Here is a 25,778-nt window from a genome sequence, read left to right on the forward strand (position 1 = left end):
AACATTATTTTCCGGTGTTGGAGGTACGAGGTTGTGCTGGGCCGCTTGGTATCACCGGTGTTCCACCACTACCAGGCGTACACACTATGGGCGTTTGTGGGATATCCTCAGTATAAGTTGGACCAAATTGATAAGTTTTCCACCAATTCAAGTGACCACCAACGCAGCCCCTGGCGTCCTGCCTGCTACCAATCCATTGCCCGACGAAGCACGTCCCGGCCCCCCCCCCGGTTGTTGGTGCCACAAACCGTTCTAGAACATTGGGGTCGGAGTTGCAGACATGGCAGGTACTGGCCTTCCCGTTGACCGCCTTAACCGTATTAGTGGTATTGTACGTTGGACTCAAGGGATTCACATCCATTTCACTCCGTATTTCGTAACCATTGATGGCCCCGTCAGGGTTTGTCTCGCATTGATAGCTCACGGTTACCCAATTGGGCGCAGTACCCCGGGCATAATTATATTCGTATTCCTTTACCAACTTCTGCGCCGTCGTAGCGTCGTTCGGGCGGTCCAACGTTTCCTTATACACGCGCTTGAGTTTGCCCGCTTTATCGTACTCGTACCGAACATAGAGATTTTCGTTGTCGAGGGAGTAAGTCAACCGGTTGGTTGGGGTGTCGTACACCCGACTAGACATGGACGCCGTTACGGGGCAGACCCGGAAATCGTCAAAATAAACCGGCGTCGCGGCCGTATTTGCGCAGCCAAACGTAATGAGTTGGCCACTGGCACTGCTCGGTAGGGTGGCAACCAACGATAGACGGTACCAACTCCCCGCTTTTTTCGTTTCAGCGGCCGCAATAGACGTTTGGGCGACCGTAGTGCCATTAACGGCAATATACAATCGTCCGGCGTGGGCTACGGCATCATTGGCGTGTACCCAGACGCTTAGCCGGTAAGGCTTATTTAAGTCAAGTTCAGTCCCCCCGGTTGCCTGATAGACAAACCCTTGTTGCCCATTCTCCAGGCGTAAGCTTGCCAGTCCCGTATGGGCCTTCGTAACGTCCTGAACCCCGCCGGCAATGACTTCCCCTCCGAAGTGGGCACTGCCACTTACCGTTACCAAGTCTTCCGCGCCAGAGTACGCGAGCTCGGTATAGCGGGTATTGGTGGCCGCGGCAATTACTTGGGTTTGGTTGTAGCCAATCTTCTGCGCCGAGGGAAGGGCGTTGATGTCTCGGGCTTCGAGGGTATGGGAATAATGGTCGTACCGCACGGTTTCCCCCGTTTTCACCCAATGACTATTGGGCGTACCGGTCCAGGCAAAATTCACAAAGTTTGCGTACGTCCCGTTGGGGTTGAGTTGGGACGACTGCCAAGCATAGCTGGCGCTTTCCCGCCAGACTGGTATGGCCGTGGCCGTCTCGTTTTGGTACGTACTCCCGATGAAATCACGGTAGGTGTCCCACGCGCTTTTCCAGGTTTGAATGCCGGCCGATAGCAGCTGGGACGTATTACCGGACTCCCTATACACATAAGAGGCGGCCATTTGGCTCAGCATGTTGTGATTGGTCCGGTCATCGCCTTTTGCTCCCATAGCCACGTAGGGCGATTTGCTGTAAGCGGGCACGTTAACGGTCCGATAGGTTTCCCCACGGGAATTTACGAACCGTGACTCCAGGACTTGCCCCGTGTAAAAATCGAACAGCGAGTTGGTGTTGGCAATGCTCACGCCGTTGCGTGTGCTTTGCGAAGCATACATCACCGAGGGTAGATACCGCTTGGTGGAGCGGTTGATGCGATAAGAGTATAGGTCCAGCATCTCGTTGTTCATCACCCCTTCCGTGAACTGGCCCTGCCCTGCGATATTGTCCGGGTTGGGGATGGTCGAGGTGTAGTCGAAGGTGGTATTTAGCTCCTCGTCTCCCCGCCGGTTGTATTTTCGCACCCATCGCGGCTGCCCTATTTTGCCGACATCGACCACGGCGTTGTTACCGAAATATTCAATATTGTTGTAGCTTTTGTTCGTTGGTGTCACATTATCAGGGTTGTAAAAATTGGTTGTGCCGTGCCAGGCAGGGGCATTTTGAGAGACCATGGACGTATGCGGCGTATGAAAGGCGTACACCTCGCGCTGGTCGTAATCATTATTGCCGTTTTTGAACGTGCCCCGCAAAACGGTCACTTCACTGTATAAGACGGGAGTCGCAGGAAAGTCGAAGGCGGAATAATGCGCGTGTTCAAAGCGCCCAATGAAGGGCGGCTCTTTCGCCAAGACACCAGAACTGTTGCACACGTCAGGCCCGCTCTTTTGGTACTTATAACGCACTTGGTATGGGGTGCCATTCTCATCGGCCGTCACAATTGAGCTCACGCGAATATCACCACCTTTTATGTTGTTGGGTACGACTGTCTCCACACGCATGCCGGTACCCTGCCCAGCATTAGAGCAGTCCACGTTTTGAGTCGGACTTGGTATTTGTGCCACTGGGGCATTAACCAGCGTAAGAAGCCACTTGCGATTTGCTATGTCATATCTCAAACTACGAATTTCCCCCTCTTCCGCATCATAAATCCTATCCGTGGATACTGGAAGTGAAGCCGTGACAATACGACGTGTACAGGGTGTAAATCCTGCTTTCCCGGTTAATGGTATTTTATCGCCTGCTTTCAGTACGTCACCTAACAGAGGCATCGCAAATCCTGAATTACGAGCGTCAGGGACAGCACTCACTTCAAGTTCCGCAGAAGAGTTAGTATTTGTTAAGCTCAACCGGGCTGTTCCAAATTCAGCGACATGGGAATATTCATCCCGCTCGTAATTGATTTGCGTGCTTCCTCCTAATGGGTTGGTTATTTTGGTGAGCGACCAAGCGGCTCCATCAGTATCAGCACGGTAACTGACCAGATGGCTCTTGAGCGAATATTTTCCGTCGTAGTTGTACATCCCAAATCCATCCCATTTTTCCTGTCCATACTCCGGATTGTTGGTGTAAGCCCGGCCATATGCACCAGTATTACTGGCAGATACATAAGTGTCACCCCCGTATTGAAATACAAAATCCGGAATGATTTTAGTAGGCACTTGCCCAACCGAAGGGCCGAAGAAGGAAACGCTTCGCAGGGTTAACTTCCCTCCCGAGTCAGCGTTCGACCCGTATTCTATGTATGGGCGTGGATTACCCAAGTCACTCTCATAAGGGTAAAAGGAATTAGGCGTGCCCCGGCACAGGTCGTAGCTGTAGTTGAAAACTACCCGCTTTAGCGCATGTGCGTCCACAAACTGCCGGATGCGGGCATCAGCATCTAAGTCGTGCTTATCCAGCACATTGCCCATGTTATCATACGGGCTATAGGATGCATCTGGGGTAGCGTTTGCGGTGTATGGTATAGGGCCGGTTGTTGCTACAGGATAATACCAGCGGCTTAGTCCACCTAGCTTGGGGTCGGGTCGAAGATAAGTTGCTGCATTGCTGCCGGTATCGTTTGTCAGGCTTGGAATGACTGGGCCGGTGTCCGAAGAAGTGCGGATACCATTTTGCGTCTGGAGCTTTTCCAAGGTCGCGTTATCCAATAGAATGACTTCATCCAGCCGCAAGGAAGCCGAAGGAGCGCGCTCGTCAATCTTTAACAATGACCGGTCAACTGCTTGGGCCAGTGTTTCGTTGTCTAAGCCGCGGCTGAAAGCGCCACGCCCGTCCTGGCGGATGCTTTTCACAAATAGTGCCGTATGCGTACGCGTGCTGATGGAATTAAGGTAATAAGAATCCCGGTAACCCGAGCTGAAATTCCAACTGGCAATGATGTCGCTGTTCGGCACGTTATTCACTACCGGGATGTCATCCGGGTAAGAGCCGCCCACATAGGGCTGCCGCCATTTGAACTGACCAGTAAGCTTGCCGTAATCGAACTTAACCCAGCCGCCCCAGTCGTCTTTATCGACCGTGCCCGAATTATTACGGTCAATGTAGTCGGAAGAGGTGATGGCGGTAAGCAGCCAGGAAGTAGCCGTTTCCTGGTCCGACTTCTGCGTGGCGATGCCGCGGCTGCCCGTTAAGGAATTATCGGTGTGCGTGGCGGTATTGTATGATTGCTCAATGGACTTGCTATAGGTCTTGTGATTGTAAACCGGCAACGAGTAATGATACGTAGTGCCATCCTCGGCCGTAACGGCAAACGCGCCGATGCCTTTGGACGGCAGGCCCTGGCGAAAAGGGTTGTTGGATGCCGTACTGCCCGTGGTAGCCGTTGGCTGGGCAAACTCTAAAAATCCGTTCCCGTTGCCATTGACCGACGCGACATACATGGCTTTAATTTCCTCGTTCGTATACCATTCAACGTGCTTGCCCTGCACCAGCCGGCGAGTGCTGGAAGAAGCGGAGATATTAAGCAGGCCTTTGCGCGCTGATCCAGTACGGTCTGCTCTGGTACCCGCATCGCTCACCAAACGAGGGTCGACGATGGTTAGCGTCCCCCGTTGACTACTGTTCTTATCGCCCTCACTGAAGTCAATTCCTTCGGGCTGATGGGTTGAGCCGCTAGTCGGCACGTACTCGTGGTAGTCATAGCCGTTCGAAATACTGTTCTCATACCGGAAGCCTACTTTGTAATCGTCCAAAAATGGCGTAACCATGTATTTGAAGTGCTTATCGCACTCGTTACGGCCCATTTTGGGGTACGCGATGCTGCCTACTTCGAGTCGGTACGGGCGGATGCTACCGGAAACGCCTTCGCCCATCACGTTGAAATTGTCATGGGCGATGCTGATTGGGCGGGTGCTGGCTTGGTAGTAGCTGGCATCGGTTTTCCTAATTTCCTGGGAGATGTCAGCGGCAGTTTCGTACGTTTCGTTGCCATCATCGTTGCAGACCCGGATGGTCTTGAAGGGCTTGGCCTTGAATGTGGGAGTGTTCGCCCCCGGCGCATTAATCGTTGGCCCGCGTTCGTAGGGCGTGCGTTGGCTGGCAACCCAGTTGTTCGATGCTTTGGTCGGGTCGATGTCGGAGTATTCTGCCGCATTGTAATTGGCCATCTGACTGGAAACAGCTTTGCTCATGTCGTCAAAGTGCAGCGAGCCGTAGGCAAATTCCGTCGAATTATTGTCGAAGTGAACCCAGTAGTTATCATAAAACCAGTGGTGCTCCGTAGTAATCGTGGGTTGGTTCATGAAGCCATTCACTTCCCCCATCCGGCCGACGCCAAACGCGCCCATGCCAACCCCAATGGCTACGGACGACGCGGCCTGAATGCCAATATCCGCTGCTGCTGACAGGCCGGCCGTCGTGCCCAAAGAAGCCACTGTTATGATGGCAGACACCATTTTCACGGGGTCGATGCTTATCCCGGCATCTCCCATTTTGAGGCCCATTACCTCGGCATTCCCGCCATCTTTGTCCCAGCTGTAGCCTGCCAGCCCCAGCAAGTCGACGGACCCGGAATGGCCGGTATTGGAGTTCCAGCCCAAATCGATTATGCCCGGAACCCCTCCGGTCCAGCCGCGTTCCACTTGCTTGGTGTACGTGGATACGTTTGTGTCGTGGTCGGCATCGTCGGCGTAACCGTTTACGCTCCGGGCAATGGCCCCGGGATTCAGGCTCCAGCCCAAGCCGACCCAGGTTGCTTCCTGCTCCAGCTGAATGCCCGCTTTGTAGTTCAGCGGCAGCGAAAAGCTCCGCTCCGGGCCGGGGATGTCGAGCACGGGCACGTTGAAGGAAAAATCCCCCGTGCTCAGGTTCACCATGTCGGTCGAGCCGGGGGCCTCGTAGCTGGTAAACTCGTTCTGGGAAGGCCCCATCATGGCCCAGCTGACGGAAGGCAGCACCAGGCTGCTGATGCTTTCGAGGAGCAGAAAGCAGGCCATGGCCCGCGCCACGCGGCGGTTTCGGAAAATCATAAAAGGCAGACCGTAGAAGTGGAGCAATAAACCGGGAGGAGGCTAGGAGAACGTCAAGGCCGGGATGGCCGCCAAGCTGGCCGCCGTGAAGGGGAAGCGGAGCGTGCCCAGCCCGAAAGCCGTGCCGCGAAAGGTCAGGTGAAAGCCCTGCTCCGGATGGAGTTGGTGCGTATCGAAAATGAGCAGCACCGTGGAGCGGCCCGTGGTACCGTACTGACGGGGGTACATGCTGGCCAACGCGGGCACCGAATCGTGCGGGCTCGTCACCAGGAAGACATCGGCTGCGATGCCGGTGTTGAGGTAAGTTAGCGCCTGGGTGAAGGCCGTGGCATCGGTGGCAAACTGGTTCTCGATGGCGGCACTATCCTTGGCCAGGGCCAGGACGCAATACGTCTTGCCCGCGTAGCTGCGGCGGAGCGAATCAAGCTGAGCCGAAGAAACCGGATGGGGGATGCTTCCTACTTCCTGGGCGACCAGCAGTTCGGTGGGGCGGTACATGCAGGTGATGCTTACCCGGTCTACATGCTGGGTCTGGGTGAGGCCGTGGTCGGGGTCGGCCAGGTAGGCTCGGTATTGGGCCGAATTGAGCGGTGCCGAACAACCCGTCGCCAGCAGTAGGCAGCTACATAGCAGGCCATGGCACCAAGCCAACAAGCGGGAAGATGAATTGATAGCGCGCATTTAGTGGGCTGAAGCTGGATGCTGGCGGTCGTACTGGGCATTGAGTCCTTTCAATACATCGTCGCTGATATCGGTACCTTCCGCCGCGTACACGATGTTGCCGGTTTCGGTAGCCCCGAGAATGAACGCACAGCCCTTCTCCTTGCCGTACTGTTTGATGTAAGCGTTGATTTCATCCAACACCGCTTTCGTCAGGCGCTGATTCTCCTGCTGCGCCTGCTGCCGCACGGCATCACGGTAGCGTAGGAGTTGCTGCTCCTTGCCGGTCCGGGCAGCTGCGGGAGAATTGCTTAACGCTTGTAGCTCGGTGCTTAGCGAATCGACCCGTTGCTGCCAGACCTTAGCTTTGACTTGGAATACCTCGTGTTGAGCAGTTGCTCCGTGGTAGCCTTGCATTAGCTTATTGGGGTTGACGTAGGAAACCGAATTGTTTTGATTGCATGAAGACGCAATCAGCAAACTCAAAAATGAAATATAAATATTTTTTTTCAAAATAATAAGCTAAAAGCGACGTGAATGACTGGAAATATTTCCTTAAGCTTTCTATGCCCTTGCATCAAAACTGGATTAATACAGCAATCAATCAGCGCTGGAAGTTAATATGATATGCCGTAATGAGTCATTGCTAAATACAAAGTAGTTATTACACGATTGCTCATCGGTATCTACTTTTATTGTGTCGCACGCACTATATTTAGCACCAATCAACTTGAGAAACTTCGCTTTAGGCATTCCTATAAAAACTCCATTATAAGTAGAAATGTTATTATCTCTGATGTCCGCGTCAATCCATATTGGAATTTTCGACTTAGTATTAAGGGGATTAAAATTTTTTATTTCTAACCAACTATTGCCGCTAGTAATGGTATACGTCGTATCCGTAAAAGCCGGGTCGTAGGTGTTTTTGGAAGTAACAAAGCTTGTTTTAAAGCCCGGTTTAGACAAATGGATTATGCCAAATTTTGATATCCCAACAACATCTATTATGTTATTGGAAAATCTGTTATTGATGACTAAAATTTTGCAACCATTTTGTTTGCCAATAGAGGGTATTGTACTCTTGGCAGCTTTAGTCATTCTCAATTGATTAGGTCCTTTCGATTCTTGTGGTAAGTGATGAGCTGTTGTTTCATCATTTTTACGACCACAGGAGGCTAGGGCTACTATTGTAGCTACCAAAAATATTGTCTTATTCATTGATTCTCTGTTTTTATCTGCCATAAAACTTACGACTTCCTCTTTGCGCAGGTAGCGCATCAAATTCAGGTACTATTAATCCTGGGTCGACACGCTCGCCGCCTAAAAGAGTTTCTATGTGCAGGTGAATACCGGGAGCTTCTGGAGTCATGCCTGTACTGTGTCCAACGCGGCCAATAACAGTGTATGGGGTTACCCATTGACCATTAATTATACTTGAATTTGAACCTGGCATCATATGCATATACCGAACTACTAACCCAGTATTCGATTGTATATTGACCCTAATCCCTCCGCTATTCCCATCTAATTGATGAACTGCCTTTATTACTCTTCCAGCAAGGATTGGGGTTATGTTCTGCCCTTTGATAGCACCAGCAGTTTTGTATGTTTCATCTAACCCGCCATGTGTATAAATTGAGCCATTTTTACGTGTCCTTGGACGGTTGTATTCATCAGATATTGCTAACTGGCCACCTACCGGCATATAATATCCACTGGCCAACGGAGATTTACTTGTATTGGCTATCGGTTTGGGAATTGAAGATGGATATGAGTTCATAAAAGTTCTAATAGAAGCCTGTAAGATTGGACTCATCACCGCTTTGAGTAATTGAGATGAACCTTCTCTAACTACTGTAGCTCCAGCAGTCTTTGCAACACCTCTGAAACCAACTATATGATTACCCCTCATAACTGGGCCACCACCTCCACAACAGGTTAAACCTCCATCAGGGTCCACTTGCGAGACAGGATTATTACCCATACCCACGTACGGCGAATCAAACTGTCCTTCCGGGTCGTAGCTAGCCCAGCGTCCAATTCGGGAATTATACAAACGCAACTCGAAGCTTTCGAACCCTATCTCCCCATCCTTCTCCGCATACTGCCCCTGGTAACCATAGCGGTAGCGCTTGTTGCCCACGGCATAGTTCAGGCCCACCAGCGGCGAGCCATACGCATACTGGTGCTGCTCCTGCACAATCATCCCCCCCGTCTGCTCCAGGCGCAAGTCGTCGAAGTACACGTCGTAGTTGGGGTCGTCGGTGCCGACGGTCACTTCCACGGTGCCGGCCTGCTGCACGCGCACGGCCGTTTGCAGTGCCTGCCAGGTTTGGGCTGTAGCGTTGTTCAGGTAGAGGTACTGCTCATCTATTTGGTCCTTATTTTCATCGTAGACGCGATAGCGCAACCAGACACGCGTTCCCGTGGTGCGCGCGGCCATGGCCGGGGTCACGGGCTTACGGCCACCCCACCCAACCAGGGCGACTCCGGCGGTCAGGCGGTTGAGCAAGCCCGGACTTGATGTTGGCACGCCGTCTTTCGCCGGTAGGGCAAGCGCAGAGCTAGGTGTCAGCACCGGAATTAGGTGTAAGCGAGCTGCTCGTTCCTCCGGTGAGATGATGATGCCGTTGTGTTCCAGGAAAACCCAGGAGGAAAACGTCAAGGTATCCCCCTTTTCCACGGTCACCGTGCGCCGTGGCCCCTCACTCTGGCCCCCGTACACGGGCGGCGCGACGTGGGCCACATAATCGCTGGGCGTAGTGACTCCTTGGTGAGCACCCTTGCCGAAGTAGTGGCGGGCCGGGTCCAGGTCCTGCCACTGGTCGTTTTCCTGGCTGGCTTCCCTGGTCAGCTCACAACTTGCCGTGACAGTGGTGGTCGTGGGCCGGTGGAACACCACGCGGGCATCGCCGAGGTGGTCGTTCAACTCGTAGCGATAGTCATCGGTGCCGGCCGTGGTGCCATCGTCGAGGTGCGTCAGCACGCCCACCCGGCCGGAGCCGTAAAGGGGGACCTCGCTGCGCTGCACCACGTTGTTGGTCTGCGCGCCCTGCTCGTAAATGCTTAGCACGTTGCCGCTGGCGTCGCGCACGTAGTACGTGGTGCGCACTTGGCCGGCGCTGGTGCCCGTGCCGTAGCTCTTTTTGCTCACCCGGAAGCCCTTGTCGTCGTAGGCAAATTCCACCACGGCCTGCTGGTGGGCCGCGTCGAGGTACACGCCCGTCGTTTTGCCCGTCACGTCGTAGGTCAGGTAGCGCTGCCCCTGCTCGTCGCGCTGCCGGGTCATCTGGCCCAGGGCATCGTAGTCGTAGTCCAACACGGTGGTGCCCGTGGGGCTGCCCCCGCCATGCACGGCGCTCAGGCGGTTGGTTCCCGGCGTGTACTCGTAGCGGAAGTTATCAGTGACCGAGCCTGCTTTGTCGGTGCGGTGCAGGGCCTGCAGGTTGCCATTGGCGTCGTAGCTCAGTCCCCCTTCCCGGTAGGCCTGGGACGGCGTGACGAGGTAGGTCGAATTGGCCGGGGTGCCGGCGATGGCGAGCGCGCCAAAGGTGGACTGCGCCAGCTGGCTCTTGGCATCGTACGCATACACCGATTGATGATTTTCGGCGCTGCCGGCGGTGCGCCACGAGGCGGTGCGAATGGTGCCGTCGTAGCGGAACGGGTTCGCGGCCGTGCTGGAGCCGGCCAGGTTCACGGCGGCCTGGGCCCGGCTCTGGTAGTCGCCGCTAAAGTAGTCCAGCGTCAGGCCGAACAGGTCCTTGGGCCGGCCGTTGCCAGCCGGCGAATCGCCGCCGGGGTCGAGGCGGCCGTTTACGTGGTTGATGCCCTTGAGCCAGCCCTGGAGGGTGTAGGTATAATCCATCCCTTGCAAGCCCTCGGCCAGCTCCACGCGCTTGAGGGGGCCGTGCAGGTAATAGTAATACTTCGCCTGCAAAGTCCGAGCCGTTCCGTCCGTACTGGTGAAGGCTTGGAACAGCCGCTGGGCCCCGTCGTATTCGTAATGGTGGTAAAAAGCGTCGGGTTGCCCTTGTTGGTAAGCCACTTTCAGGACGTTCCCGGCCGGGTCGTAGGTATAGTCAAGGGATTTCACCCCCAGGGCGGCGAAATCCTGCACCATCCATGTGACGCGGCCGGCCTCGTCGTAGCTGTACCACGTCGTTACATTGTCGTTCTGCGTTTTGGAAACGGCCCCGTTAGTGAACTCCTGCAGGCGGCCGCTCACTGTGGTCGCTTCGTCGTAGACCACGAGGTTGCGTTGGTTGCAATTTGCTGCGGCCAGCGCATTGATGGGCATCCGCTCTTCAAGCAGATTGAGCACGCTGGTGCTCGTGGGCATTTGCTCACTGACCACTTCGAGGTAATCCAAGCTGACGTATCCCTCGTGTATCTGGTCTTGAGCCGTGGGGGCACGATCCACTTGGAACAGCAAGCGATTAGCCCCCTGAACGAGCGCTAATTCCACGGTCTTTTCGTCCCAACGGTTCCAGTTCCACGTGGTCGGGAAATATTGGTGGCCGACGTAGCCCGACCCCGTCGTTTGCGCGTTTTGCACATACAACGGAAACGAGCGATAAGGGAAAGTCGGGTCGCCGGCAGCGTAACGGATGCGGACAGAATACGTGCCGGTGGCGGGAACGGTGACGTTGAAGCCCACTTGAGCCCCCACTTGGTTGAAGCTGCCAACAAATCCGGTGCTGTGAAAGCCGCTGCCCGTGCTCAACGCTTGAGCGCCGCCGCCCCGGTCGGTACTGGCTTCGGCCTCGTACACGGTGCGCAGGGGCGTTTGCGGCTGAAAGGTGGTGGCGGTCGTACCCGCGGGGGTGTATTCTCCCGATTCTACGACCCGTCCCACTTCATCGTAGTTGGAATACGAGAAGCGTCCGGTGGCACGTTGCAGGGCGCTTTGGGAGAAGCGGATGCGCCCGTCCTTGGCATACACGTAGTCTGTGCGGCCGGCTTCGTTATTTTCGGTGCTGAGCAGTTGGCCCGTGGTGTTGTAAGTGGAGCGCGTCACGTACTGCAAGCCCGAACTGGCCGGTGACGTTGGATTACTGTTGGGCACGTGAACGGAGTTCCAAATCCGAACTTCGTCAATGGCTCCCACAAAGCTTTCGTAACTGAGAAGCTGCCGACTGCCAATCCAGAGCTCACCACCACGGTATATAATCGCACCGCTGCCTTGATAAGTCGTACCACTGGCTACCCCGTTTAAGTAGGCTGTTACCACGCCGTTATCATATGTGAGGGCGATGTGGGTCCACGTATTGAGGGGAGCGGTGATAGTGGTCGATACCCAATCCACTGCCGCTGTGGCATTGTTAAAATAACAGCGAATGGACCCGTCAGGAAAACGGGCGACCTCGTACTCGTATTCCTTGTTGACAATAATTTCCTGTTTATCCAACGTCGGATAGATCCACGCCTCAATGCTCAAGGTGGTGCCCATGCGCAACGCCGGCGGGTCGCCAATGCGCACGTAATTGGAGCCATTGAACACCAAACAGCTCCCTCCCGCCGGTGAAGCGGGAATACCTGCTGGAGCAGCTGCCGTGCTCCAGGCTGGGGTTCCAACCAACGTGCCGGTCAGGCCATTGCCCGACTCGTCGCCAGTGACCAAGCCGGTTCCCTCGTTCAAGGCCCAGTGCCCCGTTTGCTGCGTGGACGCTGTCGTGGGGGGCTGCTCATCGCCCGGCTTCCGGGCAAACACCACATCGTCGAAGTAGATGAATTGGTTGGGCCCGGCATCCGATTCAAAACCGATGTCGCATTGGCCCGTGCTAACGACGATGTCGTCTATTTTCACCAACGTCCACGCCCCGGCCGGGCCATTTGGGGTTGCCGGAATGGTCGTGTACAGCAAGCCGCCAAAATTGCGGGCCAGCAGAAACGCCTTGTTTTGTCCCCCGCTGCCCTTGACCCATGCCTGCAGGGTGTAATGCCCGTTGGGGATGTTGGCAATGACTTGGTGCGTAAACGCGTAATACGCGGCATTGCGGTAGTGCGTGCCGTGCAGGGCACCGGTATGGGGGCCGCCGAATGCCTCGGCAAAAACCGCCCCGCCATCGCCCAGGGTTTGCCAGCTCGGCCCGGGGGCACCCGGTTGGGGGGATTCATCAAAGCTCGGGTCTTTGACAAGGTTATTGCCCGCCAAGCCGTTGGGGGCCACCGTCGCGACGGCTCGGCCGGCATCGTCGTAGTACGTGTAGCTGAAATTGCCGTACTCGGCGGAGTAGTTAAACCCCTGGGTTTGATCCGCCGCCGTCGCGCCGGGCAAGGACACCAACCGGTAGAAGCCGGGCAGCAGGTAGGCCACTGCGGAAGTACTGGTCTGCACGGCGACGTCAACGCTGTCGAGGTAGCCGCTGCCGCTGGTCAAGCTAACGCCCGCTCCGCCATTCAGGTTGAGGATGCGCACCCGTCCGCTCATGGTAAAGGTGAGCGGGTGTTCGCCCGTCGCCGGGATGTGAATGTCGAGAAAGGCCGGGGCGTCCGGACGGGTCGGGTCGGTGCTGATGAAGCCGGAGACGGGCATGGCCGGGTACTGGGCACCGGTGAGGCAACTCACCAGCGCCTGCCCCTCTTTGTTGGCCACGACGATGCTTTCGCGCCCGTCCGCGTCCACGCGAATGCTTTTGGTGCCCTGCCGCCGCAGGGGCACCGCGTTGTTGCTGCCGGGCACGAAATGGTGCCGCAGCGTGGTGTAGTGGTCAAACTCGTTCAGCAGCGGAATCTCCCGCCCCTTGGCTTCGTGGCCGCTCCCCAGGCGAAAGGCCTCGCCCGGAGCGCCCGCCCGCTTGAGGCCGCCCAGCGGGCCCTCGGCGGGCGTCGCCAGGCTGAAGGGGTAATCCGTCGCCGGCGTCAGGGGTTCGAGTTGGTTGTCGGTGCTGTAGTAATAGCCGAGGGTCCCGAGTGTGCGCACGTCCAGGCCGTCGGGGTTGGCGGCTTTGGACCCTTCAAAATTGGTGTAGTCATACGCTTTTGGGGCCGTTGGATTAACGGCGACAAACTGCTCTTTGTAAGCGAAGGCTTGGTTATTGGTCGGGGCAGCCAGGGTCTGCCCCACGGGCTGTCCGCCGCTGCTGTAGAGGGTTTCGCTGGCAAATACGTGCGGATTGGCCCGGCTGCGGGCCTGCGCCTGGGTGGCGCGGCCCAGGCCGTCGGTGAACTGCTTGGATTCGGCCAGGATGTTGCCGGCATCGTTGCCGGACCCGTCGTAGGTCCGCTCGACCGTCCAGTTGCGGTTCAGGTCGTCGGCCGGGGCCGACGGTGGGGTGTACACGGAGGCGGTGCCAGCGGTCAACAACGCCGCTTCGCCGGGCGTCAAGGCCCGGTCGTACACCCGCAAGTCGTCGTAGTAGCCGGCAGCGGGCAGCCCCTGGTTGACCGTCGACCCCAAGGCCAGGTTTCGCCACGGGGCCGGCATGGTCATCCCGCTGCGGGATGCGATGAGTCGGTCACCCCGGTAGTCACCCTTGTAAAGGGCGGCTGCCCCCCGATTGAACGTGAAGGTAAAGTGCTGCCACTTCTGCTCTTCGAAGGTGCCTTGGGCGGTCTCCAGCCAAGTGCTCTGATCCGTGCCCACATAGATACGACCCGTGGAGGTGGTGTGGAACAAAAAACCGCTCCACGGGTCGCTCTCATCCAGGCTGGCCCCCACGGCTTGCGTGAAGTTGCCCACTGTTCCTTGATCGGCGTAGACCCACCAGCTGACGGAAAAAGCCGTGGGCTGCCACGCCAGCGGCACCTGAACGGCCGCGCCGGCCATGAGAAGCCGCACCCCCCGCCCAATTTTGCCATTATCGTGCCATTCGGCTCTGTTTACTAATTGCCCTGCTTTACCGGCCCCGGATGCATCAAATGCGCGCGTTCCGGTTTGTTCATCGAATTGGAGCCAAGCGACTAGTCCATTGGTAAGCGCACCTGCTCCTGGCGTTTGGGCAAAGGCGGCAGTGGCCAGGAAAAAATAAAACGCAACAACGCCAAAGCGTAAAAAGTGCTTCATGCAAACGTGGGTAGAACGTGAGCGACAAGACAGAAACCTAGATTTCCTCAGAGGAATCCGGACCCGCAATATGAGGAAGCGATGCCGGTGTGGAAAGATACCGTAATGCCTCAGTGCAGCAAAAGTAGAAGAAGTTAGCTCTTACGCAATAGAAATCGGCGCTATTATTTTCTTGAATTTTATACATTACCCACTGGGGGAGGCCATGCGTGGGTAAAGTGAAATGTCCATTTATTCGACCAACGCCCAGGCCTTATTCGAACTTTTAACATATTATTTTATATAAATGATCGGCATACCCTTGCCTGATAACGATGGGTGTTATGTGTGGTTAGTATGTGTCTCAACTTTCAGTTCAGGACCTTCCAGGCCAACTGGGAAGGCAACTAGAGAGAGTACACTTACCTGAACAATCAGTACGAATCACTATTTACTGGCAATCAACAGTTTGTTAAGTACTAAAAAGTACACACTGCCCCCACCCGAATACCCTTTTATACCCCCTAGCACTAGGCGCGACAGCGACTTGATGACACTCTAAGCAACTCAGATTTTTATGTTCTTCTGTACTGAAGTAGATCTGAACCTTAAGATAGTAAGACACCAAAAGTGTAGTCGATATACTCGGACTAGAGTTAGCTCCAACACCAAAAATGTAGTCGATACACACCAAAGTTGTAGTCGATGCATTTACAAAAGAGCCTCTTTCTAGCATCTAGAGGCAATATTTTACGAAAATCACTTTTCTAATGAGCTTCCGCACTTGGTGTCAGACTACTTTCACCAGCTGGATTGTCCGGATTTAAAATCCTTAAAAGTCAAGCTACAAAAAACTAGCTGTTTATTCTTTTTATAATCTCTTTATAGTAGTTTACGGTGCTCGTAACCATTTGACATACAGTTATTTATAGAGGGTATCGACTACACTTTTGGTGTGTATCGACTACACTTTTGGTGTGTATCGACTACACTTTTGGGGCGCATCAACTACACTTTTGGTGTGAACTGTAGATATAACGACTACACTTTTGGTGTGTATCGACTCATTTAATGATATTTTGTAGTCGATACGGTTTTTTCACTGTATATTTGAGTCTCGCCAGTCATCACATACTACCAGATGGTCCCCTCTCCTACCCTAGTTACCCACCCACTAGTTGTACAGCATAATGCACTAGTTAATGCGCGCTTCGACCTAAATACTACCGAGGCGCGGATGTTTCTTGCCATGCTAACACGCATCAAACGAGATGATACATCCTTTACCAAATGCGAGTTAAGCGTGCGAGAAATACTCGACCAAGGCTCTAGTCAGAACTATGGTCATGTGCGGAAGGTATTGGAAAAGTTTGCCAGCAGACTGATTACGATCGAAACCTTGGACACAGGCGGAAAGCGTATGAAACAGCGCACCTATTCGGCAATCCCTCTGCTAGCGAGGGCTGATTATATTGAAGGTGAAGGACAAATCGTACTGCGTTTCAACGATGAGTTGCACGATTACCTCTTGGAACTGCACGATAACTTCACAAAGGCTCAACTTACGGAGCTCATGAAGCTGAAAAGTGCTGCTTCTTACCGCATCTATTGGCTCTTACGCGAATATGCTGCGTTTGGAAAGCGTACTATGCAACTCGATGAGTTAAAATCAATCCTAGGTCTTTCTGAGGGGTATGACCGGTTTAATAACTTCCGTGCCCGAGTCCTTGAACGAGCCAAAGAAGAACTGGCTGAAACTGACTTGCCTTTTACTTACTCTACCATCAGCAAAGGGCGCTTAGTAACTCATATTGAGTTTCTGTTCAAGCCTATAGAATCTGCGACTTCAAACGTATTCGCCCAACTGCCTGGTGCACCTATTAGTGAATGGGCAACAGCGGTATTGGCTGCTGGCGTATCGCCCGGTAGTTTACTACAGATTCAAGAGCGTGTGAGTGCAGGTGATTATGATGAAGGTTACGTGCACTATGTACTAAATACTGTAAAGGCTCAGGTAAAAATTGGGAAAGTCAAGAATGAAGGCGGTGCTGTTTTCAAGGCCTTGACCGATGGTTATATGTTGCAAGCCTACCGCAAATCCCAGCACACTGTGACCCCACCTAAGGCAAAGGTCAATCCTGCAATAGCTTCTAAGCGCAAGAAGCTGTTAAGCGAACTAGAAGATGCTCACGGCAGCTTACAATTTGTGAAAACTGCTGTTATCTATACTGAAGAAACTCGGCCAGATGTAATCGCGCGCGTGCAGGAAGTCATTGCGAATTTAGAGCAACAGTTAAAGCAAATAGGTGGGTAATCTCTTATTGATTAATGTTAGTGAAATTCTGAAAATCAATACGATGCTTATATAAAATGCACCTAAAAAGAGGTTTTGTTTTACACCTTTTTTTAGGTGCAAAACAAAACCTCTTTTTAGGTGCTAAACCTCACCCATTTTTGTACTTCTTCTTTTCCCGGTCTAATTTTTCCGCAATAGCTTCTAAAATCCAATCTTGGGTAGATATGCCAAGCTTAGGGCTTGTCGGCTTACGAGGTCGTTTGGCCCTTACGTCATCAATGCTAGCTAAGGTCTCCGCAGTGATTTTGATGTTGAAGTTCTTAAGTTTAGTAAGCGCTGAGGGCGCTGTTTCTACTGATGAGCTACCTCGATTGATGATTGCCTCAATCTTCTTCTCATCTATTTTATTTGGAACTGGGGATTGGTGTACCGCAGTGTTTTTTCGGGGGGGCGGTGAAACGGCCATTAGTTCTATTAAGCAAGGTGGGTAACATGATGGAATAGGGCATCCAGTTCACCAATCGCTTTTTCATCTGGTGGTGTGGACTCAAAAACCGATAACCCTTTGCTGGCAGCTGTGGCAAATGCTTTACGGCTAACCAATGGAAAATCCACATAATTCAACTCTGGATTTTCGCGTAACACCTCAGTTGCTTCATTATTGTCAACTCCCCTTGTGTCGGCTTTGTTGAGGAATGAATAAATCTGTAGAGGATTGGCTCTACCAGGCTGCACCTCGTTCAACAAGGCCAGAACCTTAGATAAGGTCCAAATTTCGTAGCTTCTTGGTGCAAAGGGCAATAAATAGATGTCAGATACAAATAGTGCTGCTCGCTGGCTCGCTGTATCACGTCCACCAGTGTCTATAACAATATGGTCGTACTTCGGTCGCAGTTGCTCAATTTGCCGGCGAACTGCTCCGCCAGTGAGTTGAACCAAAGTATAACCTAACTGGCCTTTACGCGTCTCATCACGCCATGCAGTAAAGTCAGATGCTGACTCTTGCTCATCGGCATCCACCAATAATACGTCAGTTCCTTGACGAGATAGCCAAACAGCTAAGTTTGTTGATATGGTTGTCTTTCCTGTACCACCTTTGATTCCTCCAACAGTGAATATCATGCGGTTAACGTTTTAGATAAGGTGTGATTTAAGGTGTGGAAACGCATCTAGATTACGGTGTGCAATAACACCTCTAATCTTGTATGATGGCCAAAAGTAAAGATTTCAGACGAGTTAACAGCAACCTTTGATCATGCTTGTTGATATCAGTATATCCATAAGGTCCAAAAAGCAAAGAGGATTGATTTATCGGAACGCTGAGTCAGTTGCAGTTGAGTCAGTTGCATATAATGCGTTATCGGCTTTGATGATGCACTACCTACCGCTCTGCTGAACGCTTCATCCGCCATAATCCATCTACTTTTCCCAGGTTCTCTGACGACCGCAACCAGTCGCCGCGGCAGCGCAAGTGGGTGAACCGGTTCGCGTTAGTGCTCTTTATTCTCGCGGCCCTAATGGGCTTAGCAGTTAAGTGCCTGCCCTCGCTAATCCTTGCAAGGAGATGTGAGTCTATGCTGCAATAGCAGATTTTATAAGTCCTCTGGATTACATTGCTGAAGAGGGACTCATCATTGTGAGGCCGTTATTATCCATCTTACTATATTTTGACTGATAATCATATTGTGATGATTGTCAATATGGTTTATAGCAAAGTACAGGTGTGTATTTAGGTGTGAAAATACACCTTGTTAAAGGTCGATAATTACACTCGTAACTAGGTGTTAAAACTTGATTTTGAGTGAACATGCGTTATAAGGTTTTAGCCTTCCTAGCCCCTTATCAAGGGCTTTAAGTAGGTAAGATCAACTTTACATAACTCCGCTTCTGGGACGTGGTGTGGTACCTAGGGCGAAGTGCAGAGCAGCCCGGCGAGCACGGCCTTGGCCGGATCGCCGCGAAACTGGCTGAGCAGCCCCCTTTCCCCGTTCTATTTCCCCCATTTTCCCAGTTTTTCCCAGTTTTTCCCAGTTTTTCCCAGTCGTTTTACACAGTCCGTGCCAGACCAAATTCCCTGCAAATTGATTATAAGCAATTAAATGTCAATAATATATAGTGCGTGTTAGGCGTCGTGGCTGGCTTGTCCAACGCGGGTGGGAAAGTGGGAAGCCGGGAAACAGAAAAAGAGGGGGACCCGGCATATATTTCACAAAAAGGGGGTGAAAAATACATTGTGCTAAACAGTAAAGTTTTTGTTTGTTTTTATCTGCGCTCCACGCCGCGATCGATCTGTGGCGTCGCCCTACGCGCCGGGCAACCCGGGCAGGGATGGCGGCACCCTACCGGAGATAACAAAAAGGGGTAACGGCTCAAAAAAATGACTGTATGTCTATACAAATCAGCAGTTTATGCTGAAAAACCGCTTTTATGCCTTTTTTCAGCATAAAGGCGAGCGGAAAGAGCCGATTTTGTGTTTCCCACTTTTCCACTTTCCCATTGCCTGGCAATGAGCACATTGTGGGAGGGGGTGGAAAACCCAGGCTCCCACTTTCCGGCCCGGGGATTGCTGGCCTCACGGCCGGGGCCGGCAAGAGGGGAGGGGCCCAGACAACGGCCGCTCAACGGGAAACCACCGTCGCCAAGGGGCGAAACGTTCGTTCCTTACATACCAAATTCACCGTTTTCCTGAACGGTGGCTACCTTGCCGAGAAACCTTTTGCGCCAATGCCTCCCGAAGAACTGACCGAATTTTGGCGCACGCGCGGCGTGGCCCTGCATTGCTACGGGCCGGAAGCGACGGCCTCTTTGGGCCTACAACCGGCCACGCGGCACTTCTTGGCAACCCAGGGCCTGCCGCCCGATTCGGCGCCGTTTCTTGACTTTGACACGGTCTTGGTGCCCGTTGGCCGCCTGTACCGCTTGGGAGCCGGGTTCGACCACTACATTCGAATCGGCTCCGATGGCGCGGGCAACCCACTTGTTTTGAATACAGCGGCGGACGACCGCGTGGAAGTGCTCGACCACGAAGCTGATTTTTTGCCCCAGTACGTCAACCAGTCGCTGCCGGCCTTTGCCGCGTCGCTGGTAGCCTACACCCGCTTTGTCCAGGAGGTGCAGACCACCCGAGGAGTGAGGTGGTCTAGATAATCTGGACAGAACAGGGTGGTATCTTTCCTTCGTCATGAAAGACCCTATAAAACCCGACAAACGCCGCAAGTATGATGCGGCCTTCCGTGCCGAGGCCCTGCGCCTGGCGGAGCAAAGCCGTTCGACTCAGGCCGCCGCGCGGGCGCTCAATATTGACCCCAAACGCATTTACCACTGGCAGAAAGCCGCCCAAACGCCGATTGCGGCCGCCTTGGGGACGGCCCTGGACCCGGACACGGCGGTCGAGTTGCGCCAGTTGCGGGCCCTGGCCCGGCGGCAGGCGCAGGAACTGGACATTTTAAAAAAAGCCATCGCCATCTTCTCGCAGACCGAGACCCCATGAGCCGCTACCGCTTCATCGCTGCCGAGCGCGGCCAGTATCCCGTGCGGCGGCTCTGCCAGGTGCTGGGCGTGCCGGCCAGTGGCTATTACGCCTGGCAGGCGGCGCAACAGACGGCGGTGGGGCCCTCAACCCCAACGTGGGAAACGGCGCTGGTCAAGGTCTTCCGGTACCATAAACGCCGCTACGGTACCCGCCGGCTACAGGTGGTCCTGCGCCAGGATGGGCACTGGGTGGGCCGCCAGCGGCTGCGCGTGGCCATGCGCCGGCAGGGCCTGCACGCCCTACAGCCCAAGGCCTTCACCCCGCGCACCACCGACTCCACCCATGGCCTGCGCTGTGCGCCCAACCGGCTGCTCGACCAACCCAAGCCCACCCAGGCCAACCGCGTCTGGGTCTCGGATATTACCTATTTGCCGCTGGCCAACGGCTGCTGGGCCTACTTGTGTGCGTTCCAGGACCAGTGCACCAAGCACGTCGTCGGCTGGAACGTGGGGGACACCATGCCCGAGGAACTGGTGACCACCGCCTTACAGCGGGCCTTCCTCTCCCAGCCGCCCACCCCGGAACTACTCGTGCATTCCGACCGCGGCGGGCAATATTGCGGCAAGGCCTACCGCGCCCTGCTCCACCAGCACGGGGCGGTGCGCTCGCAGAGCCGGCGCGGCGACTGCTACGATAATGCGCAAGCCGAAAGCCTCTGGTCCCGACTCAAAACGGAGGTGCTCGAACTCCGTGAATGGCCTGTTTTTGCCGACCTGGCCGACGCCCAGGCCAGCGTCGCCGACTATTTTGACTACTATAATCACGAGCGCCTGCACTCGAGCATCGGTTATCAGACGCCCTATCATACTCACCAACAGCTTCTTCAAACTACTGCCCTAAACTGTCCAGCCTAAATGGACCACCTCAGGTTTCCCTATCGCCCTTGGTTTGCAATACCAATAGCACATCATATAGCTCTCAACTGAACACAGCGCGTTCAAGCCACCACCGTTTCAGTAAACGAGTCTGCTTAGAGTAAGTAGCTTTGGTCATGGGCATTTATTCCGAGTCCATTTTCTTCGAGCACCGCGTGCCGACGGCCGCCGAGCTCGTCACGGCCCTATGTCGCCATACCGGCGAAGCGGTGCTATTTGACGCAGCCACGGACGTGCTTTCCTGCCGCGCTACCGGCGAAGCCTTTTGGGCGTATGCCGACGAGGCCGACCGCACGTGGCTCTTGCGGAATGTGAACCTCGACGGGGGCTACCTCTGGGAAGCGTCGTTGGCAGTCCTGCAACTCCTGGGGGCCAGTGGACCAATCCGCATTTTACGCAACCGCCCTCCCTCCCAGTGTGGGCCTATCAACCCTGGCAACTAGCCAAGAAAGACTATAACAAGCGATATAAGGAGCATTTTCTTTGGCTGGCCGGCAGCGGGTTGCTGCAGCGGGTATGGAAAGCCGCATATCAAACGCAACGGGTTCCGTGGCTGACCCATGAGCAAGCCTGTCAGCAAGGGCTCGGGTGGAAGTAGCGGAGTGAGTTTGTAATGCCAATTAATGGCTCGTTCAACGTCGTACCGTTTGGGTAGACTAATTGAAGCAGGAGCAAGAGGTTCTAATAAAACACCTTCTTAGTTTTCCCATCGATGTATTCCCGATGTTCAACTGCCTTTAATTGGCCGTTGCGGTCTGGCGTAAACGTTATCACCGTCGAATCAGGAATCACCCACCGTCTATCCTGCCATTGTCGAACGCCCCGTGGACCATGGTTCCGCATTTTGAAAAGCAGATAGGGACCGTTGACGGCATACGCTCCCGTTGTTCTAACCTCCCCTTGACGGGTAATGCTTTTTAGAAAACCACTGCACGGTTGCTTTGCACCGGAATTGGCGCGTGTGACCGTGAAGTAGGTATTGTCGGCATCATCGTCATGCGCATAGGATGTTTTGAGGGCAATGTCGTAGCGGTACTTGCCGACGAGTAGGTGGCGAGCGGGACTTGTCTTCCATGTCAGGCCCCCACCATCGAGCACAACCACAGAGAGCAAATAGATTAGAAGCCTCATAGCGTCCAATGTAAGACTCGGTTTACTAAACCACTAGCAGGGGCTCAGAATAAATGGCCCGTAAGCTACTGCAGCACTTGGTGAGTTTATGAAACTCGTCTACGAATCAACGTTTACGAAACGTGCCGATAGGATGAGTTTCGTAAACTCGGCGGCCTCCAAAAAACGGCCCGGAAAGGCAGGTTTTTCGGGCCGTTTTTTTACACCGTTTTTGGGAGGGCTCGCGGTTCACAAAACTCATCCCTGAAGGGTCGTTTATTGAACTCATTAATTGAACCAGTTTTTTGAACTCCGACTGCTCCACTGGCTGCTAAAGCGAGTTGGTTAGCGGCCGATGAGCCAAGCGAGCCCAATCTTGGTTAGAAATGAAACGCAGCGGTATAAAGCACGTAGCGGGGAGCAGGTTTTGGAATCGTCGGGCCAGACGCCATGTATTCGGCTTTTATCCGGAAGCACCGCGTGGCAGCCTGTTGCGGCAGGGTCGATGGATAGGCAATGACGATGGTTTCCCGGCGCTTCTGCGACGACACGTAGGGCGTAGAGTATCCATTGGGCGGGTTAACCCGATGAAGCACGTTTTCCAGTACTCGACCCCATTCGCCGGCTGAAGTCTGCATTTCTAAACTGTATTTGTAGACAAAATTGCGCTTGCATGAACGCGTAACTACGAGCTCTGCCCGATGCTTCGCGGCATCTAAGCGCCCAATACTAAGCGTCAGGCAGCTGTTTGGCTCCCCGGCCAAGCAGGTAAACATGCAAACGAGAAGGGTGAGGTTCATAACGAGCGTTATGTTTTTTCTTTTCGCAGATGGCGCCAACTGGAGACGACCCCGTAGGTTCCCATGACAAAGATGCCCACCCACGCCCAGTTCTCACCTTTACTGTAATAACCGGGAATGAGAAATACATCGGGATAAGCGTCTAGGTGTTGCAAGAGCATGGTGCTGCCTTTCCGAAGGTCGTCGCAGTCCGCTCGACCCACCTTTAAGGAATGCTCGCGGTCCCGAAAGGTGAAGTGAAAGGAGCGGAAGTGGGCAGACGTATTGCAGTTGGTACGCAAGACTTGAACAGGGACAAGCTGCCCAGCCATTGCCACTTCTCGTTCGGCTTTTTTCCTAGGGAAAACAGCGCAACACAGCACGAGCATCAACGCTGAACCTATCAAGTTGAAGCGGTGCATAGAGGCTGTTAGGGCAGGAACAAGAGGGTATTTCGCGCAAGGTGGCTATAAAAATAGCCGTTCATTCAAACGGTGATTTTGGTTAGCAGCCGTTCAAAATTGCGAGCTTATTTCGTCACCTACTGCCCCGGTCTACTTCCTGCCGCATCCGCCCCGCGCCGTCTCACCCAGTGCCAGTAGAGCCCGCCGTAGAGCGCCCCGGCAACGGCGTAATTGACCAAGTCCACCGCCCGGTGGGTGCTGAAGTGGGGAATGGTGGGGGTGGGAAAGTGCCGGTTGTATTCGTTGAGCATCAGCGCCCCGGGCACGAGCACGGCCAGCAGCGCGCCTATCGTCAGGCTGTGGCCTAGCGCCGGGTGCCGAATCCCGCCCAGGGCTAGCCGGTGCAGGCCCAGCACCGGCCCGTACACCCACCACCCGTAAAAGACGAGGATAAACCAAGCATAGAAGACCATGCCGCCCCCGCCCAAACTGAGCCCGCCCACCAGCGCCGGCCAGCCCAGACAGAGCAGCACGGTAGCCAACAGGCGTAGCAGGCGAAGAAACGTCATGGCCCGAAAGATAAGACCCAGGGCCCGCTGCCAAGCACGGACGCTTGCTTATTGTCGGTTCACCCTAACGGTGGCAAGGTAAACGCGCGCTGTTCAGTTGAAGGAGGGTTACTTTGAAGAATCATGTTCAGCCGTCTCCTTCACGCAGTAAGTACCCCGTTCGCCGTTTCGCTACTCGCCATCGGGCTGGTCGGATGTCAGCAAGGGGAGCCCCATAAGGTAGCGGTCAAGCCCTTGGTAGATTCTCATTGGATAAGCACCGATAGTTTGATGCAACTCGCTATTGGCTCAACTGCCTTCGCTATCACACAAGGCGGCCTCACCGAAGCGGAACCCTACCGACTCCTTGAGAACAACCAACTACTTATCGGCACGGATACCGTTGAATTGTACCTCACTAGCAAAGGAGCCTTGTCGCTGGAGCCGACCAGCCGCGCCGTGAGGGAGGCGGAGTCCATCCGCCTCATTTACGCCCTCCGATTCACTCAACTCCCACACTAAGCGGTTAGAAAAAGTCCGGCGAAAATGCCCGTCGGTCTAGTCTACTTTAACGGTGGGTCGGTAAACGCGGCCATTTAGTTTAAGGAGGGGGTTGTTTGGCGCTCGGCACAAGGGCTTAGCTCCGCCTCTACTCTGAGCCCAGAACTCACGGCCTACAGGAGCCCGAAATTTCATGTCCTCGACTCGCACCGCGCTCCTGCCGGGTTCCCTTACTTTGCTGCCAGAAAGGCCAGCACGGTTTGGTTGAACAGCGCCGGGTTCTCCTGCGGCGCATAGTGCGTGACGCCTTTCAGGATGACCACCTGAGCACCGGGAATGTGCGCGGCGATGGCTTTGGAATGCGCTTCCTTGATAATATCCTTCTCGCCGGCCAGCACCAACGTGGGCGCTTTGATGGCCTCGATTTCGGCGTAGCTCATGTGTGGCTCGGTGAGGACCAGGGTAAGCAGACGCTTATTTTTTAGGTCCCCTTTCTTATCCAGCAGCTTCTGGGCCTGCTCGCTCTGGCGCAGCATCTTGCCGTCCACGGTTTCGGCCGAAGGATACAGGTTGGCTCCCATCGTGACGAGCTTGTGGACGTACGTAGGGTAACGGAGCGCCATAAGCAGGCCGGTGTTGCCGCCATCGCTCCACCCCAGGACGTTCGCTTTCGGCAAGCGCAGACTGTCGAGCAAGGCCTTCATGTCGTCGGCAAATAACTCGTACGTGAGCCGGGCCGTGAGCGTATCTACGCTCTTCCCCTGGGCGCGGGTGTCCACAGCAATCACGTGGTAATGCTCCGCTAGGTCCTCAATCTGCCTGCTGAAGGAATGGATGGACTCCCCGTTGCCGTGCAGCAAGAGCAAGGGCTCGCCCGTGCCGTAGGTTTCGTAATAAAGGTTTACCCCCTTCAACTGGCAGTACTTACCGGCCGCCTTGTTGCTGCCGTAGGGCAGCGGCACTTTCACCAGCCGGTTGCCCGATAGGGTGAGGCGCAACGCCTGGCTCTGGTCCATGCCCTGGCCCGCCACCAGGTCGGCCACGACGCCAGCGGGCAGTTGGCCTTTCAGTTGCGGGTCCAGGACATAGCCGGCCAGCGGCGTCCGGGAGTGCTCAAAATCGCTGTTTTTAAGCGGCACATGCTGCCACGTCTGGTCAGGGGCCTGCACTTGCAGCACTAAATTATCGAAGAAAAAGCGGCCGTTTCCTTCCAGCCCGGTGTACAGATAGACGAGGTCGGCTTGCGGGGCCAG

The 25,778-nt window shown here is 54.5% G+C and carries 17 protein-coding genes; 6 read left to right on the forward strand and 11 right to left on the reverse strand.

The features are described from left to right. Window positions 1-4 precede the first annotated feature (4 nt). The 5 genes from HBN54_RS22185 to HBN54_RS22205 form a co-directional block, all read right to left on the reverse strand. On the reverse strand, window positions 5-5,863 hold the full coding sequence (locus HBN54_RS22185) for a hypothetical protein (protein WP_168675433.1): 5,859 nt from the start codon (window positions 5,861-5,863) through the stop codon (window positions 5-7). Window positions 5,864-5,878: 15 nt separating this feature from the next. Beyond that, window positions 5,879-6,487, reverse strand: coding sequence for a hypothetical protein (locus HBN54_RS22190; protein WP_168675434.1), 609 nt, complete (start codon window positions 6,485-6,487; stop codon window positions 5,879-5,881). A gap of 30 nt (window positions 6,488-6,517) precedes the next feature. Continuing rightward, the gene (locus HBN54_RS22195) at window positions 6,518-7,009 is read right to left on the reverse strand and encodes an OmpH family outer membrane protein (RefSeq protein ID WP_168675435.1); all 492 of its coding nucleotides are present in this window, start codon (window positions 7,007-7,009) and stop codon (window positions 6,518-6,520) included. 87 nt (window positions 7,010-7,096) lie between these two features. Next, window positions 7,097-7,774 carry a hypothetical protein gene (locus HBN54_RS22200; RefSeq protein ID WP_168675436.1) on the reverse strand — a complete coding sequence of 226 codons (678 nt, stop codon included), beginning with the start codon at window positions 7,772-7,774 and terminating at the stop codon, window positions 7,097-7,099. After that, a complete protein-coding gene (locus HBN54_RS22205; RefSeq protein ID WP_168675437.1) occupies window positions 7,728-14,276 on the reverse strand; it encodes a LamG-like jellyroll fold domain-containing protein in 6,549 nt (2,182 codons plus the stop codon). Before HBN54_RS22205 ends, HBN54_RS22200 begins: the two co-directional genes overlap by 47 nt. 1,345 nt (window positions 14,277-15,621) lie before the next feature. Between HBN54_RS22205 and HBN54_RS22210 the strand changes: the two genes are divergently transcribed. Together HBN54_RS22210 and HBN54_RS22215 are read left to right on the forward strand one after the other, a co-directional pair. Then, window positions 15,622-16,794 (forward strand): replication initiation protein, encoded by a 1,173-nt coding sequence (locus tag HBN54_RS22210; protein ID WP_168675438.1) that lies wholly within the window; start codon window positions 15,622-15,624, stop codon window positions 16,792-16,794. A gap of 56 nt (window positions 16,795-16,850) precedes the next feature. Next, complete coding sequence (locus tag HBN54_RS22215) at window positions 16,851-17,267, forward strand: hypothetical protein (protein WP_168675439.1); 417 nt, start codon at window positions 16,851-16,853, stop codon at window positions 17,265-17,267. On the opposite strand, the gene HBN54_RS22220 is transcribed toward HBN54_RS22215, so the two are convergent. Further along, window positions 17,251-17,898, reverse strand: a complete 648-nt coding sequence (locus HBN54_RS22220; RefSeq protein WP_168675440.1) for an AAA family ATPase — start codon at window positions 17,896-17,898, stop codon at window positions 17,251-17,253. The genes HBN54_RS22215 and HBN54_RS22220 overlap by 17 nt on opposite strands. 1,602 nt (window positions 17,899-19,500) lie before the next feature. On the opposite strand from HBN54_RS22220, the gene HBN54_RS22225 reads away from it, so the two are divergent. From HBN54_RS22225 to HBN54_RS22240, 4 genes are all read left to right on the forward strand, one after another. Continuing rightward, window positions 19,501-19,923: an SUKH-4 family immunity protein gene (locus HBN54_RS22225; RefSeq protein WP_168675441.1), complete on the forward strand. Its 423-nt coding sequence runs from the start codon at window positions 19,501-19,503 to the stop codon at window positions 19,921-19,923. A 34-nt stretch (window positions 19,924-19,957) separates the two neighbouring features. Beyond that, on the forward strand, window positions 19,958-20,266 hold the full coding sequence (locus HBN54_RS22230) for a transposase (protein ID WP_168675442.1): 309 nt from the start codon (window positions 19,958-19,960) through the stop codon (window positions 20,264-20,266). After that, complete coding sequence (locus HBN54_RS22235) at window positions 20,263-21,162, forward strand: IS3 family transposase (RefSeq protein ID WP_168675450.1); 900 nt, start codon at window positions 20,263-20,265, stop codon at window positions 21,160-21,162. The genes HBN54_RS22230 and HBN54_RS22235 overlap by 4 nt, the downstream gene beginning before the upstream one ends. A gap of 137 nt (window positions 21,163-21,299) precedes the next feature. Beyond that, window positions 21,300-21,626: a hypothetical protein gene (locus HBN54_RS22240; protein ID WP_168675443.1), complete on the forward strand. Its 327-nt coding sequence runs from the start codon at window positions 21,300-21,302 to the stop codon at window positions 21,624-21,626. A 238-nt stretch (window positions 21,627-21,864) separates the two neighbouring features. Here HBN54_RS22240 and HBN54_RS22245 read toward each other — a convergent pair whose 3' ends face one another. From HBN54_RS22245 to HBN54_RS22265, 5 genes are all read right to left on the reverse strand, one after another. Continuing rightward, window positions 21,865-22,287: a hypothetical protein gene (locus HBN54_RS22245; RefSeq protein ID WP_168675444.1), complete on the reverse strand. Its 423-nt coding sequence runs from the start codon at window positions 22,285-22,287 to the stop codon at window positions 21,865-21,867. Between the two features lie 386 nt (window positions 22,288-22,673). After that, on the reverse strand, window positions 22,674-23,093 hold the full coding sequence (locus HBN54_RS22250; RefSeq protein ID WP_168675445.1) for a hypothetical protein: 420 nt from the start codon (window positions 23,091-23,093) through the stop codon (window positions 22,674-22,676). 8 nt (window positions 23,094-23,101) lie between these two features. Next, window positions 23,102-23,494, reverse strand: a complete 393-nt coding sequence (locus HBN54_RS22255; protein ID WP_168675446.1) for a hypothetical protein — start codon at window positions 23,492-23,494, stop codon at window positions 23,102-23,104. A 119-nt stretch (window positions 23,495-23,613) separates the two neighbouring features. Further along, window positions 23,614-24,045 carry a hypothetical protein gene (locus tag HBN54_RS22260; RefSeq protein WP_168675447.1) on the reverse strand — a complete coding sequence of 144 codons (432 nt, stop codon included), beginning with the start codon at window positions 24,043-24,045 and terminating at the stop codon, window positions 23,614-23,616. 710 nt (window positions 24,046-24,755) lie between these two features. Next, a partial coding sequence (locus HBN54_RS22265; protein ID WP_168675448.1) for an alpha/beta fold hydrolase occupies window positions 24,756-25,778 on the reverse strand: 1,023 nt, incomplete at its 5' end.

Origin of the sequence: Hymenobacter artigasi, from assembly GCF_012275535.1 — a bacterium.
Taxonomy (GTDB): domain Bacteria; phylum Bacteroidota; class Bacteroidia; order Cytophagales; family Hymenobacteraceae; genus Hymenobacter; species Hymenobacter artigasi.

Coding starts and splice junctions, on each gene's coding strand:
- HBN54_RS22200 (WP_168675436.1), bottom strand. CDS start 7,774: ATGCGCTACCTGCGCAAAGAGGAAGTCGTAAGTTTTATGGCAGATAAA.
- HBN54_RS22210 (WP_168675438.1), top strand. CDS start 15,622: ATGGTCCCCTCTCCTACCCTAGTTACCCACCCACTAGTTGTACAGCAT.
- HBN54_RS22215 (WP_168675439.1), top strand. CDS start 16,851: ATGCACCTAAAAAGAGGTTTTGTTTTACACCTTTTTTTAGGTGCAAAA.
- HBN54_RS22220 (WP_168675440.1), bottom strand. CDS start 17,898: ATGATATTCACTGTTGGAGGAATCAAAGGTGGTACAGGAAAGACAACC.
- HBN54_RS22225 (WP_168675441.1), top strand. CDS start 19,501: ATGCCTCCCGAAGAACTGACCGAATTTTGGCGCACGCGCGGCGTGGCC.
- HBN54_RS22230 (WP_168675442.1), top strand. CDS start 19,958: ATGAAAGACCCTATAAAACCCGACAAACGCCGCAAGTATGATGCGGCC.
- HBN54_RS22235 (WP_168675450.1), top strand. CDS start 20,263: ATGAGCCGCTACCGCTTCATCGCTGCCGAGCGCGGCCAGTATCCCGTG.
- HBN54_RS22240 (WP_168675443.1), top strand. CDS start 21,300: ATGGGCATTTATTCCGAGTCCATTTTCTTCGAGCACCGCGTGCCGACG.
- HBN54_RS22250 (WP_168675445.1), bottom strand. CDS start 23,093: ATGAACCTCACCCTTCTCGTTTGCATGTTTACCTGCTTGGCCGGGGAG.
- HBN54_RS22255 (WP_168675446.1), bottom strand. CDS start 23,494: ATGCACCGCTTCAACTTGATAGGTTCAGCGTTGATGCTCGTGCTGTGT.
- HBN54_RS22260 (WP_168675447.1), bottom strand. CDS start 24,045: ATGACGTTTCTTCGCCTGCTACGCCTGTTGGCTACCGTGCTGCTCTGT.